Here is a 13,849-nt window from a genome sequence, read left to right on the forward strand (position 1 = left end):
GTTATTAATGTAGGACGTTTTACACTAGAATCTAATGCAATGTTTAAAAATTTTAAAGAAATAAATATACAGACTGGCCGTATTCTTCCTCTTCTTACGATGTTTGATATTAAAGAAAAATATGAAATAAACACTAAAAACGCATTCAAGAATTAAATCAACTATTTTTTTCAAATAATAAGGGTGCAAAATTTACTGTATATAAGACAAATTTAGATGTTGAATTATCTGAGGGTGATTTTATTAATAAAGGCAATATGCGATTTGAGCATTCCGATATCGATTTTAAAGTAAAAAAATGTCTTTCAAAAAGAGGATGCTAATCTCGTTAATATTTTTTCATTAGTAAATTTGAATATTGATGATCGTGTTGATTTAAATGGGAAAATTCATTCTGTTGGTAATGATGTTGACGATAAAATTAGGATAAACCGAGGAAGTATTATTAATATTCACACTGCAAATCAAGATAAAGTGATAAGTAAAATCCATTGAGTTTATTAAGAAAAAACAGATTTTATTGGCGTAAAATAATTGTTTGTGTGTGATAAAATATAGCGCATCATAATTGATGGCGTGCGTATCGTGTAATCCTGATCATTGCCGAGAACATCTAAACCTGAATTTTACGCCCAGCCAGTGTTGAACGCTGTGCTTGTCCATCAGAACCATAAAGGGTTGGACTGTGGTTCTTCTGCAAAAAACGGATCGCATCACTATTGCGAGAGATATGTTGATCGAGCAGTAACCCGTTATGTTGATTCAGATATCTTAACTCCGCCGTGATGTCTACTATCTGTGTCCATAAATCAGATAGGAACGGTAACCCTGTATAAGGTTTTTCTACACCGGCTTGTAGGCTTAGCGTATGACGTTGTTGGTCTGTATGACCTAAAGCCGATAAGACAAAATTCTTCTGTTCAGTGACTTCGTGTAGGGCATTGATATCAATATTGCCTGCACATAATAACTGTTGTTCAGCACGTAAAATACCCGCAATGGTATTAAGCTGTGATAATTGAAGATCTAAAGTCTGGCGAAGTTCTTCCATCATAATCATTAAAATATTATTGAGTTATGCTTTCAGCAGCTTCACGGAAAAGAGCATCCGCAATTTTACCGCTGTCCATGGTTAATGTTCCGTTGGCAATTGCTTCTTTTAAGCGAGCAACTTTCTCAACGTTAATGTCTTTGTTTCCTGGTTGAACAAGTTTTTTCTGCGCTTCACTCAGTTTTACAGAAGTGTCACCCGTTGCCGTTTTTTGTTCAGTCGTTCCCGATTTACGAGAGCCCTGAGTGATTTCACTCGGGTTACGTTGTGTAATTGCGGTAATCGGAAGTAGTGGATTCGCGCGTTCAATACTCATAGGAAAATCCTTTGTTAGGCATCAATTAATAGTCAGATGAAGCCATTGTAAAACAACCTATGTGTTTTCGCCTATCATCTTGGTTCTTTATATCGGCTGTGAAATCAAAAACTTTAATTTTAGTCGTCATACTTTAAGCTGTAGTGTTATTGGCTACAAACTTAAATTATTTAGAGCAAAAATATAACGCAAGAAAGTTTACCTTGGTTTGCCATAACTGAAACGGGTAACAAGCAATTCAATCTAGGCTTATTCTGCTTATCAGTTTTTTATCTATCAAAGAGGAATGCGAACTGAGCCATTTTCAAGCGCTTCACCGGTGACAATTTGACCTGATTTTACTCTGACTCGAATGGTTTCATTGGCAACAGCATTGTTTATTGCTTTACCTTCATAACGGATCTGAAAGTGAGGACCTTGTGCAAATACGGTGACTGTTTGTCCTGCTAAAATAGCCCAAGGGCGACGAATCATTGTCGAGGTTAAAGGCTTTCCTGCAGATATTTGTCGCATTGCGATTGCATTATTAATTAATGCGGGATCACGTAACACATCGTAAGGTAATTTTTCTAAGTCGCCCGTTGTCATGCTAACGGCAGATGTTTCAATAATATCATCACGGTTAATGTCTTTTTTTGCGATTAAGTATTTACCATTCACGCTAACATCAATTTGAATAAAACGACGCTGTTTATCACACTGAATTGGGATTGAAAGACGCCCCCAATTACGAGAGCCTGCATGACGTTGGATCGCTTGCGTTTGGCAGACTGGCCATTTTTCTTCAGGCGTTAAAACTGTCACCGTCACTTTATCGCCTTGTTGATGTAGTGCGACAAAGAAATCTTGTAGTTCTTCAGGGAGTGATTTCGCGATACTCACATTCACCATAAAGAAAAAAGAAAATAGACCGATAAGAGTTCTAACTAACATAATTTGTATCACCTTACAGAGTTGATGCTAATTGTGCGTTTGTCATTATTTAGCAATAACAGTGTACATCGACTTTACACACCTTAAACGCATAAATAGCAATCCAATTTACGCCTATTCCTCCAATCATCTTTTTTTTGAGCGTTTATTCTGTCAACTGAAATTGTTTTATCAGCTGAGGTAAGTGGCTTAGCCACCAAGGATAGAAGATGCTCGATAAATTAGAAAATACGTTTCATTTTCAACAAGAAGCGCTCTCAATACGCAATAAACGCCAAGAAATTCTCGCTGCGAATATCGCTAACGCAGATACCCCAGGTTTTCAGGCTCGTGATATTGATTTTGCTGCTGAATTGAAGAAAACCATTGAAAACGGACGTGCTGGTAGTCATGGCATGCAATTGACGATGACATCAGAACGCCATATCCCGATCAAACCCGGTTATCGCTTAGAAGCGGACTTACTGTATCGCGTGCCTCACCAAACGGCGATGGATGGTAATACCGTGGATATGGATATGGAACGTAGTAATTTTGCTGACAATAGCCTTAAGTATCAGGCTGATGTGACATTTATTAACTCGCAAGTTAAAAGCATGATGGCTGTATTGCAACAGTAAGGTAAAGAACATGTCTTTATTTAGTATTTTCGATATTTCAAGTTCAGCACTTTCAGCGCAATCACAGCGTTTAAACGTGAGTGCCAGCAATATGGCAAACGCTGACAGTGTTGCGGGTCCAGATGGTGACCCTTATCGTGCAAAACAGGTTGTTTTTCAGGTAAACGCACCTGCTGGTCAAGAAGTCGGTGGTGTTCGTGTCACTGAAGTGGTGGATGATCCAGCACCTTTTCGTATGGAATATCAGCCGGGGCATCCTTTCGCTGATGAAAAAGGGTATGTACGTATGCCGAATGTTGATGTCGTGGGTGAAATGATTAATACCATCTCTGCATCAAGAAGCTACCAAGCTAACGTCGAAGTGATGAACACGGCAAAATCACTGATGCAAAAAACACTGATGATAGGTCAATAGGGAGAATAAATTGTGGGTATTTCCTCCTCAATGAATGAACCTTATGATAATACCATTATCGGGGATGCTCCTTCTTCATACCATACGAAAAAAAGTGGTAGTGAGGATATTAAAGGGAATTTCCTGACACTTCTCATCACCCAGATGAAAAATCAAGACCCAACAAATCCAATGCAAAACAATGAGTTAACTTCCCAGTTGGCACAAATTTCAACGGTTGAAGGCATTGAAACGCTGAATAAAACAGTGAATAACATTGTTGGGCAGATTGATCAAAGTCAGGCGTTGCGCGCTTCTTCTCTCGTTGGCCGTGGCGTTATGGTCTCTGGGAATAAAATTGTTGTCTTTCAGCCAACCGACGGTAAAGGTGAGGCTGAAAAATCCAGTGATGGGGATGACACAATTCAAACACCTGATACTCAAAATGAAAAAACGCGCCAGCAAATGGGAATGTATAAAGCAGAAGATACTGACCCAACCGCGCCTAGCGATGAACACCTATTTTCAACACCTTTTGGTTTTGAATTACTCAGTCCAACCGATTCTCTTACGATAAACATCACTAATGCCAGTGGTGCTACCGTTCGTACAATCAAAATGGACAAAAAGATGCTACCGGATGTTTATAACTTCTCTTGGGATTGTACTGATGAAGATGACAATCCTGTTCCACCAGGCAGTTATAAATTTACCGTTAACGCCACGCTTAATGATGCTCAGGTCCCTGTTAAGACACTGAATTATGCGCTGGTGAATAGTGTGTCCATGGTGGATGGTGGTGCCCGCCTTGATGTTGGCTTAGGTAATACCGTTTCATTGGATGAAATTCGTCAGGTTCTTTAACTAACACATATTCAACTTGGAGGGCGCATGTCCTTTTCACAAGCAGTAAGTGGTTTAAACGCAGCAGCCGCTAACTTAGATACTATCGGTAACAATATTTCCAACTCCGCAACCTACGGCTTTAAAGGTGCAACAGTTTCTTTTGCAGACGTTTTTGCAGGTTCAGGTGCAGGTCTGGGTGTGAAAGTTGCAGGCATTAGCCAAAACTTTAAAGATGGCAGTATCACAACCACTAACCGCCCAACTGATGTGGCGATTTCTGGCGGTGGTTTTTTCCGTATTGAAGACCAAAACGGTGGCGTTTTCTATTCACGTAATGGTGAATTTGGAAAAGATAAAAATGGTTTCCTAACGAACATGCAAGGTATGCGTGTAACAGGTTATCCAGTACAAAATGTTGATGGTAAAAACGTGGTTCAAAAAGGCGCAACGCCAGCACCTATCGTTATTCCTACCGACATGATGAACGCTAGCGCAACAGATAAAATGGATATGACGGTTAACTTGAACTCTGCTGAAGAGCCAATTGACCAAACGACCCATGCGTTTGATCCTAAAGATAACGACTCTTATAACTTCAGCACCAACGTTACCACTTATGATAGCTTAGGTAATGAACATAACTTGAACTTATTCTTTGTGAAAACCAAAGATAATGAATGGGAAGTTCATGCCCAAGACACAACTACGGGTGATGCTGCTCAAAATTTAGGTAAGCTCGTTTATAAAGATAATGGTGTATTAGACGAGACTGCAACCAGTATTAATAATTTCACCACCCTCGCTTATAAAGGTTCACAGCCAATGAATATGGCGATGAACTTTACAGGCAGTACTCAACAAAAAGTCTCTGAATCAAGCGTGTCTAAATTAGCGCAAAACGGTTACCAAGCGGGTGAATTCACCAACTTCCGTATTGAGCAAGATGGTTCAATCATGGCGACTTACTCAAACCAACAAAGCCAAGTTGTTGGTCAAATCGCCCTCGCTAGCTTTGCAAATCCAGGCGGCTTAAGCTCACAAGGCGACAACATGTGGTCTGAAACTAATGGTTCAGGTTCACCAATCGTGGGTGTCGCAGGCTCTGGTGTATTCGGCAAATTAACCAATAACGCATTAGAAGCGTCTAACGTGGATATGAGCCAAGAGTTAGTCAATATGATCGTTGCTCAACGTAACTATCAATCAAACGCACAAACCATTAAGACTCAGGATCAGATCCTGCAGACTCTGGTTAGCTTGCGCTAATAACGCCGGAAATAATCTGTTATGGATCATGTGATTTATACCGCGATGGGCGGCGCCAGACACTCGATGGAAAATCAAGCTGTCGTGGCGAACAACTTAGCAAACGCATCAACGCCAGGATTCAAAGCGCAGCTTAGTGCAATGCGAGCCGTACCTGTCAATGGCGATACCTTGCCGACTCGTACATTAACGGTCGCTTCAACGCCAGGTAGCGATCAGCGTCAAGGAACGATGAACTATACCGGCAGATCAATGGACGTTGCATTAAGTGATAACGGCTATTTAGCGGTTCAACTTGAAGATGGTACTGAAGCCTATACCCGAAATGGGAATATCCAACGTAACGCTGACGGCATGTTGATGGTACAAGGACGTTTGTTAATGGGCGATAACGGTGCAATTGAAGTACCTGCTCAAGCCAATGTCAGTATTGCCAATAACGGTATTGTGACGGCGCATGTACCTACTGATCCTCCAAAAATGTTGGGTCAAATTGGTCGCTTGAAAATGGTAAAACCAGAGCAAAACGATTTAGTCCGTGGCGATGATGGTTTATTTCATTTATCACCGAAAGGAACTGCGCGTGCGGGTGAGGAATTACCCGCAGATGATAGCGTGAAGGTATTAGCTGGTGTGTTAGAAGGCAGTAATGTCAATCCAGCAGAAGCCATGGTCGATATGATAGCAAACGCAAGACGTTTCGAAATGCAAATGAAGGTTATTCATAGCGCTGATGATAACGCGCAACGAGCTAACCAATTGCTATCAATGAGTTAAATAGTGTAAGGGGAAAACCATGATCCGTTCTTTATGGATTGCTAAAACTGGGTTGGATGCACAACAGACAAACATGGATGTGATTTCCAACAACCTCGCAAACGTCAGCACCAATGGTTTTAAACGCCAGCGTGCGGTTTTCGAAGATTTACTGTATCAAACTATTCGTCAACCGGGTGCGATGACATCAGAACAGACGAATGCGCCGTCAGGTTTACAAATTGGTACAGGTGTTCGTCCTGTTGCTACTGAGCGTTTACATAGTCAAGGTAACTTGGCTCAAACAAACGGTACGCGTGATGTAGCAATTAAAGGACAAGGTTTTTTCCATGTTCAGTTACCTGATGGTACCGATGCTTATACTCGTGATGGTTCTTTTCAAATGGATCAAAATGGGCAATTAGTGACAACGAGTGGTTTTCAAGTCGTTCCAGCAATTATTCTGCCTGAAACGGCTAAAAAGGTCATGATTGGTCGTGATGGTACTGTCAGTGTTGAGATTGAAGGTGATCCTGCACCACAACAAGTGGGTCAATTGACACTAACAACCTTTATTAATGACAGCGGATTAGAAAGTGTCGGTGAAAACTTGTATTTAGAAACCGCAAGTTCTGGCGCACCGACTGAAAATGCCCCGGGTATTAACGGCGCAGGCTTGTTGTATCAGGGATATGTTGAAACCTCTAACGTTAACGTGCCACTTGACTAGTTTTAGTTAATAAACTCCAAGTCAACAATATCAAAAATACCGTGTTTATTGATTTTGTACCCATACATCATCGCCACAATTAGGATGTGTCGGTGGACATTCTGAAGAAGCGATAGCTGTTGTTGAGAGTAAAACAAGAGAAATAGAAAGTGTCATAAGTAGCTTTTTAAAATAATTCATTATCTTTCTCCTTTATAGTTGGTTTGTCATTGCCATCTTAAAAAAGGAGAAAAATGCAATCAATATTATTAATTATCAACTGGCTATCAATTTTTATTGATGTCGGTAATTAATTTATAAGCGTACTGTTTAAGCGCAATGCAATTAAAAGCGCAAAAGTCATTAATAAGGCAATAAATAGTCCGACACCAAGCCAACCGAAACTCACCCAAAATAATCCACCCACGGTGCCTGCAAGGCTAGATCCCGCATAGTAAGTAAAAAGATAAAGTGAAGAGGCTTGGGCTTTTCCTCGTTTAGCTCGACGGCCTACCCAACTGCTTGCGACTGCATGTGCAGCAAAGAACCCCGTCGTTAAAATAAGCATCCCAATAAAAATAAAAGGTAGTGATTCAATCAAAGTAATCAATATGCCAATTAACATCATTGAGATCCCAGCAATGAAGACTTTACCTAACCCGTATTTAGTGGTTAATAAACCTGCTTTAGATGCACTATAAGTACCACTTAAATAGACGATAGAAATCAGACCCACAGTCGTTTGACTTAATGAATAGGGAGCATCTAATAAACGGTAGCCTATATAGTTAAATAAAGTGACAAAACCGCCCATTAATAAACCACCTTCAATAAATAACAAAGGCAACCCCTTATCTCTAAAATGCAATTTAGTGGTAATCAGAAGATTACGAGGTTTTAATGCGGTCGGTCTAAAGTGCTGTGAAGCAGGTAATATTTTCCAGAAAGTAATCGCAGCAAAAAGGGCAAAAATACCCAGAATAACAACAGATAAACGCCAAGAGTAATAATCACTTAATACCCCTGTAATAACACGTCCGCTCATTCCTCCAATCGAGTTCCCACTAATATATAAACCCATTGATAATGCGAGATAAGCAGGGTGAATTTCTTCACTTAAATAGGTCATTGCCACTGCTGCAACGCCACTTAGTGAAAGTCCAACTAAAGCTCGTGTAATTAAAATACCTGTCCAACTATTCATGGTCGCACTTAATAATGTAAAAAATGCAGCGCAAAATAGTGCGATAACCATGACATTTTTACGACCAAAGGCATCTGAAAGTGGACCTGTAATTAATAATCCACATGCCATTAAAGCGGTTGAAAGTGAAAGCGCTAAACTACTGGTTGCAGGGCTGACAGAAAATTCGTTAGATAATACTGGCAATATGGGTTGCACAAAATAGAGTAAGGCAAATGTCGCTAAACCAACCATAAAAAATGACACTGTCACTTTTATATACAGTGCATCATCACGTTGAATATAGTGTTTAGGGTTAGATTGGTGTTGAGCAGGCTTTTCTATACTAGATGTATTGTCTGAAATATCAGTGCCTAAGCTCATATTTTTACTGTCTATTTCATGAGTAGTCCATTTTGATTAACTTCCATTACTTAAATTTGATTTATGTCAATGTTAGAAATATTTGATTTTTTTGTCTAATATATTAATCATTAGAAATAAGACTTTTAAAATATCAATAATAATATGAGAGAAATATGAATATTGAACTTAGGCATTTACGCTACTTTATTGCCGTTGCAGAGGAGCTTCACTTTGGTAAAGCGGCTGAAAGATTAAATATTTCTCAGCCACCTTTAAGTCAACAAATACAATCACTTGAAAGAGAAATAGGCGCTCGGCTTTTAGAGCGAACTAACCGAACTGTTTCATTAACACCCGCAGGACAAATGTTTTTAAAAGAGTCGTATCAAATTATGGCGCAGGTCAACGCAGCCGCAACGCGTGCAGCTAGAATGGAAAAAGGCGAGTTAGGTGAAATTTCAATTGGTTTTACTTCAACAACACCTTTTATGCATTTAGTGACTTTAAGTTTGCGACAGTTTAGAGAAAATTACCCAGAAGTGGGTATTCATATGCATCAAATGAATACAAAACAACAGATATCGCCGTTACTGACGGGGAGAATTGATCTGGGGATCATGCGAAACACGACATTACCGGAAAATTTGCACCACCAGCTGTTGTTTCGAGAGCCTTTTATTTTGGCGGTTTATGAGGGACACCCTCTGCTTGCTTACAAAGAAACAGGCGTTAATATTCAAGATATTGGGCAATATCCTTTTGTTTTTTTTGAAAGAGATGTTGGTACCGCACTTTATGATGAAATTATTCAACTGCTTAGTTTGTCTGGAATTACGCCAACAATCGCGCAAGAAGCGGGTGAGGCAATGACAATCTTAGGGTTAGTTGCAGCTGGGCTTGGAATTTCTATTGTGACAAAATCATTTACGCGAATGAAAGTTGATGGGGTGCATTATCTGCACTTTGCAAATTCTCAGGCGTTCTCTGAAGTATGGTTAGTTTCACATAATAAACGGGCTATTCCAGCCGCGGCGAATCGATTAACGCAATTGCTGCTAAAAAATATCTTAGATCACCAAAAATCTTGATTTATCTGTGTTTTTGATCACGCTTTTTATGTAAGTATTGTACAATTATCACAATTTGACGACATAATCGGTAATGAATTATTTGGAGCCTCGAATTAATTATGGCTCTTTAATTAAGGATACACTCAATGGGGAACCAACCTAGCCACATCGATCACGTAAAACAATTTAATCTTGGTACAGTCTTTCGATTGATTGATGAACATGGCCCCATTTCTCGTATTTCATTATCAAAAAAGGCAGAGCTTGCGCCGGCAAGTATTACTAAGATCACGCGAGAATTAGTTGAAGCGCACCTTATCCATGAAACAGAGTTCCCAGATGTAGGATTTCGTGGCAGACCTGCTGTTGGATTAAAATTAGAAAGCCAAGGCTGGCAATTTCTCTGTATTCGGGTCAATAAAGGTAGTTTGCTTTTTAGTTTAAGAGAATTAGACAGCAAACTGGTTACTGAAGATACGTTCGATTTTCCCAAAGAATACAGTGATGAGTTTCTTAATCACTTTTTAGCTGCAATTGATAAATTCTTCGAGCGTTATCAATCTCATGTTGAAAGATTGACGGCAATTAGTATTACAATAAATGCTATTGTTGATCCCATTAGTGGCGTTATTTATAGCTCACCTTATTATGATATTAAAGATATTCCACTTGCCGATAAACTCCATGAAAAAACAGGGGTTTCTGTATTTTTACAACATAGTGTAACCGCATGGACAATGGCCGAGTCTTTATATGGTGCGGCAAAAAATACGTCAGATGTTCTGCAAATTGTTATTGATGATATTGTGGGTGCTGGCGTGATAAATAACGGAAAAACGTTACATTCTAACAGTCATAGCGCCATTGAAATCGGACACACAAAAGTTATCGATTCTCAAAATAACTGTTATTGCGGGGCAAAAGGGTGTTTAGAAACAGAAATTGCGATTCCTCAATTAATTAAGAAAGCTCAATTATTAGCTAAAGAAGATCCCACTTCGTTGCTAAACAAATATCCAATTACCGTTGAAACATTGTGTGATGCGATATTGGTTGGCGATAAGCCAGCGCTTGAAATTGTTAATTTAGTCGCTCAGCGATTAGGTTTTATTTTGGCAGTCATGATTAATATCTTTAATCCGCAAAAAATATTAATTGGTTCACCGCTTTGTCGGGCAAAATCCATTTTTTTCCCTTTGCTTTTGAAACAAGTTCAACACCATGTCATGCCACGTTATGCTCAGTCTTTAATTATTGAAGAAACTGAATTAAGAAACAAAGGAACACTGCCTGCGGCTTCGCTCGTAAAAGAAGCCCTCTACAATGGCTCTTTATTAATTGAGTTGATGCAAGGCTAGAGAAAGACTTAGTCTTATCTAAAATATTTTTAATTTGAATATGCATGATCATCAAAGATTGATACGCACTAAATTAAGTAAAAAAACCGTAACAAAAGTGTTTTTCAAGCGTAAATGCGTCAATTGATCATTAACGAATTCTCTATTTTTGACCAATTAACTAAAAAATTGAGCTATCTCAAGCCACCAGAAACAGTGTTACCCTAAACTCTAATCTCTGTCATTTTTTATGAACCTGATTTATCTGTCATAACGGAAGTAAATTATATGTTAACACGCTTTTTTGTTACGGGGACAGATACCAACGTGGGTAAAACTGTTGTAACCCGAGCACTTCTTCAGTCATTAAATCGTGGCGGGTCAACGGCAGTGGGTTATAAGCCTATTGCAACAGAATTGCATGAAACGGTTGATGGTGAACGTAATCGTGATGCTATGATTATTCATAATTCATCGCCTGTTGAAGTTCGCTACGACGAAATTAATCCTATTTTGCTTGATAATTGTTATGTTAGCGAAAATGAAATTGATTTTAATAAAATTTCAAATGAGCTCAATAATTTAAGTAAAAAAGCAGAGTGTGTTGTTATCGAGGGGAATGGTGGTTGGCGTTATCTGCTCGATGATAATACCTTTTATTCTGATTGGGTGGTAAAAGAACAAATCCCAGTTGTTTTGGTTGTTGGTATTCAACCAGGCTGTGTTAATCACTCAATATTAACGGCGCAATCTATTATTAACGATGGTGTAAAATTAGTAGGTTGGGTTGCGAACAGAATAAACCCAGGATTACCTTATTACGCGAAAATTGTGGAAAGGCTGTCTCAGCATATTCCTGCACCGCTGATTGGCGAAATCCCGTATTTATTACGTCCTGAAGAACGTGATCTCTCTTGTTACCTCGATTTAAGTCAGTTAGAAATCCCTGTACCTGCTTAAGAGAGAATATAAAGAAGTTAAGTAACGAAGTGGATTGCTATCTGTTTTTAAACGATACCAAACTTGTTACTTTTAAACGCCTGATGAGTAAATTCATTGGGTGTTTTTATTTTTTCAGTTTTAGCCTCAAGTATAACTAATGATAAAAATAGCACAAAAAATTAGGGCTAAATAAGATAGATAGAATGCAATAAATAACATATTTTTAAACTAGAAGAGCCGTGATTGATAAATAATGGAAAAGAAAAGGGCGCTAATATTGCGCCCTTTTTTGATGACATGATTTTATCAACTATATATTAATGACGAGTATAGATGATTTTCTTGCTATCATTTTCACAAGTTCCGACAACTTTGCCTTCTGTTTGTGCAACTTGGTCATTTTCAACAACAGTTAAAGTAAAATTAGCGGCTGGCACACCATTATTAACAATTTTTTGTTGAATAGATTCAACGACTTCATCACAACCCGCGTTTGCGGCTAAAGGTGCAAACGCAACTAGTGTGGCCATTATTGCAAATACATATTTTTTCATATCATTCTCTCCTTGCTTTTATGGAGTAAAACATCACTGTTTTACACTATTTTCTTACGGGTTAATAGGGCGACCTGTATTACTGTCTAAACAACGACGAGTTTCTGGCTCCCAATATGCATAGATATTTGTGCTTTTTAGGCAAGCATCTCGCTCATCGATGGCTTTATCTATTTTATTAAATTCAATTTTTTCCCGCTGATTGATTTGGGTACGAAGTTCGCGTTTTTGATCCCAGTCTTCTTTCATTTGTCGAGCTTGTTCTTTATCTAAGACATTGTCATAGCCATTGCCATTAATGGTTACATTCGTTGAAGTGGCAACAGAAGAAAAAGAAGACACGGATAAACCAAGAAATAAGGAGAATACCATGGTTCTCATGACTTGTTTCTTAGTGAGCGTATTTATCATGGTTGCTATCCTTTAAAGTTATGTCGCTATTGCTATCAATGGCTATTATATCTTAACAATTATAGCTGATACCTTAATAAAAAATGTGTTTTCAGTGCGTTTAGTTTTGACGATGAACACTTAACCCTGCAAATGACTGACTTACAGGCATCATTTCTAAGGTGTTGATATTGACATGAGCAGGTAATGTTGCTGTCCAATATACCGCCTCTGCCACATCTTCAGGTGTTAACGCATTTGCATTAGCATAAGTTTGCTCAACTTTATCACTATCACCTTTAAAACGAACCAATGAAAATTCTGTACCACCAACAAGACCCGGTTCAATGTCGGTCACGCGGACTTTTTTACCTTGGAGATCGGCCCGTAACCCTAAACTAAATTGCTTAACAAACGCTTTAGTTGCACCATAAACGTTACCGCCCATATAAGGCCAAGAAGCTGCTGTTGAGCTGATATTAATAATATGGCCTTTATTTCGTTCAACCATAAAAGGAAGGATAGCGCGGGTGATATGAACCAGACCTTTATTATTTGTCTCGATCATCGTATCCCAGTCATCAAGGTCGGCTTTATCGGCGGTGTTTAAACCTAGCGCTAAGCCTGCATTATTGACTAATACATCAATTTCACGCCATTTCTCAGGTAATTGTGTGTAAATTTCACTGACTGCTTTTTTATCTGTCACATCTAACTGAAGTGGATAAAATTGCTCACCTAGCTCTTTATGTAAATTATTAAGTTTATCTAAACGACGAGCAGTGCCAATAACTTTGTGTCCATGACTGATAAAATGACGAGCGATGGCTTCACCAAAGCCAGCGGAAGCACCCGTGATAAAAATAATCATTTAATTCCCCTCGATAGTTATAATAATTAAAAGTAAAAGGCCATCACTAGAAAGAGTCAAGTTTAAAACTCGGCTTTGTGATAAATCAGGCTAAAAATAAGCTTCTTTGCTTATATGAAAGATTTTTATCTTTAATCGTAACCTGTATTTGGTTTTTTAACTGAGCGAAAAAGATGGTGGCTATACATTGGTTGCTTATTAAAATAAGATGGTAAATCTTGGCATCACGGTAAATGAATAAACTA

General features: G+C 38.7%; 15 protein-coding genes and 1 pseudogene. 9 read left to right on the forward strand and 7 right to left on the reverse strand.

Going from position 1 to position 13,849, the window contains the following annotated elements:
* Positions 1-613 precede the first annotated feature (613 nt).
* From BHE89_RS19615 to flgA, 3 genes are all read right to left on the reverse strand, one after another.
* On the reverse strand, positions 614-1,051 hold the full coding sequence (locus BHE89_RS19615) for a flagella synthesis protein FlgN (RefSeq protein WP_069367465.1): 438 nt from the start codon (positions 1,049-1,051) through the stop codon (positions 614-616).
* A 16-nt stretch (positions 1,052-1,067) separates the two neighbouring features.
* Positions 1,068-1,367 (reverse strand): flagellar biosynthesis anti-sigma factor FlgM, encoded by a 300-nt coding sequence (flgM, locus tag BHE89_RS19620; protein ID WP_069367466.1) that lies wholly within the window; start codon positions 1,365-1,367, stop codon positions 1,068-1,070.
* 276 nt (positions 1,368-1,643) lie between these two features.
* On the reverse strand, positions 1,644-2,300 hold the full coding sequence (gene flgA / locus BHE89_RS19625; RefSeq protein ID WP_069367467.1) for a flagellar basal body P-ring formation chaperone FlgA: 657 nt from the start codon (positions 2,298-2,300) through the stop codon (positions 1,644-1,646).
* A 209-nt stretch (positions 2,301-2,509) separates the two neighbouring features.
* Between flgA and flgB the strand changes: the two genes are divergently transcribed.
* The 6 genes and pseudogenes from flgB to flgG form a co-directional block, all read left to right on the forward strand.
* Positions 2,510-2,920 (forward strand): flagellar basal body rod protein FlgB, encoded by a 411-nt coding sequence (flgB, locus tag BHE89_RS19630; protein WP_069367468.1) that lies wholly within the window; start codon positions 2,510-2,512, stop codon positions 2,918-2,920.
* Between the two features lie 10 nt (positions 2,921-2,930).
* Complete coding sequence (gene flgC, locus BHE89_RS19635; protein ID WP_069367469.1) at positions 2,931-3,335, forward strand: flagellar basal body rod protein FlgC; 405 nt, start codon at positions 2,931-2,933, stop codon at positions 3,333-3,335.
* Between the two features lie 12 nt (positions 3,336-3,347).
* Complete coding sequence (locus BHE89_RS19640; RefSeq protein WP_069367470.1) at positions 3,348-4,178, forward strand: flagellar hook assembly protein FlgD; 831 nt, start codon at positions 3,348-3,350, stop codon at positions 4,176-4,178.
* Positions 4,179-4,205: 27 nt separating this feature from the next.
* Positions 4,206-5,426 carry a flagellar hook protein FlgE gene (flgE, locus tag BHE89_RS19645; protein ID WP_069367471.1) on the forward strand — a complete coding sequence of 407 codons (1,221 nt, stop codon included), beginning with the start codon at positions 4,206-4,208 and terminating at the stop codon, positions 5,424-5,426.
* Positions 5,427-5,447: 21 nt separating this feature from the next.
* Entirely contained in the window at positions 5,448-6,203 is a 756-nt protein-coding gene (locus BHE89_RS19650) for a flagellar basal body rod protein FlgF (RefSeq protein ID WP_069367472.1), read from the forward strand.
* A 19-nt stretch (positions 6,204-6,222) separates the two neighbouring features.
* Positions 6,223-6,900, forward strand: a pseudogene (gene flgG / locus BHE89_RS19655) (flagellar basal-body rod protein FlgG); the annotation flags it as partial.
* Positions 6,901-7,201: 301 nt separating this feature from the next.
* Here the strand turns inward: flgG and BHE89_RS19660 are convergent.
* Positions 7,202-8,458 (reverse strand): MFS transporter, encoded by a 1,257-nt coding sequence (locus BHE89_RS19660; protein WP_128860744.1) that lies wholly within the window; start codon positions 8,456-8,458, stop codon positions 7,202-7,204.
* 155 nt (positions 8,459-8,613) lie between these two features.
* On the opposite strand from BHE89_RS19660, the gene BHE89_RS19665 reads away from it, so the two are divergent.
* From BHE89_RS19665 to bioD, 3 genes are all read left to right on the forward strand, one after another.
* The gene (locus BHE89_RS19665) at positions 8,614-9,528 is read left to right on the forward strand and encodes a LysR family transcriptional regulator (RefSeq protein WP_069369206.1); all 915 of its coding nucleotides are present in this window, start codon (positions 8,614-8,616) and stop codon (positions 9,526-9,528) included.
* A gap of 128 nt (positions 9,529-9,656) precedes the next feature.
* Positions 9,657-10,868: a sugar metabolism global transcriptional regulator Mlc gene (gene mlc, locus BHE89_RS19670; RefSeq protein ID WP_069369205.1), complete on the forward strand. Its 1,212-nt coding sequence runs from the start codon at positions 9,657-9,659 to the stop codon at positions 10,866-10,868.
* Positions 10,869-11,135: 267 nt separating this feature from the next.
* Positions 11,136-11,807 (forward strand): dethiobiotin synthase, encoded by a 672-nt coding sequence (gene bioD, locus BHE89_RS19675; RefSeq protein WP_069369204.1) that lies wholly within the window; start codon positions 11,136-11,138, stop codon positions 11,805-11,807.
* A 299-nt stretch (positions 11,808-12,106) separates the two neighbouring features.
* On the opposite strand, the gene BHE89_RS19680 is transcribed toward bioD, so the two are convergent.
* From BHE89_RS19680 to ydfG, 3 genes are all read right to left on the reverse strand, one after another.
* Positions 12,107-12,343 (reverse strand): DUF1161 domain-containing protein, encoded by a 237-nt coding sequence (locus BHE89_RS19680; protein ID WP_069369203.1) that lies wholly within the window; start codon positions 12,341-12,343, stop codon positions 12,107-12,109.
* A gap of 54 nt (positions 12,344-12,397) precedes the next feature.
* Positions 12,398-12,754, reverse strand: coding sequence for a DUF1283 family protein (locus tag BHE89_RS19685; protein ID WP_069369202.1), 357 nt, complete (start codon positions 12,752-12,754; stop codon positions 12,398-12,400).
* Between the two features lie 100 nt (positions 12,755-12,854).
* Positions 12,855-13,604 (reverse strand): bifunctional NADP-dependent 3-hydroxy acid dehydrogenase/3-hydroxypropionate dehydrogenase YdfG, encoded by a 750-nt coding sequence (gene ydfG / locus BHE89_RS19690; protein WP_069369201.1) that lies wholly within the window; start codon positions 13,602-13,604, stop codon positions 12,855-12,857.
* Positions 13,605-13,849 lie beyond the last annotated feature (245 nt).

The organism is Shigella sp. FC1967 (assembly GCF_001743005.1).
Lineage (GTDB): Bacteria > Pseudomonadota > Gammaproteobacteria > Enterobacterales > Enterobacteriaceae > Proteus.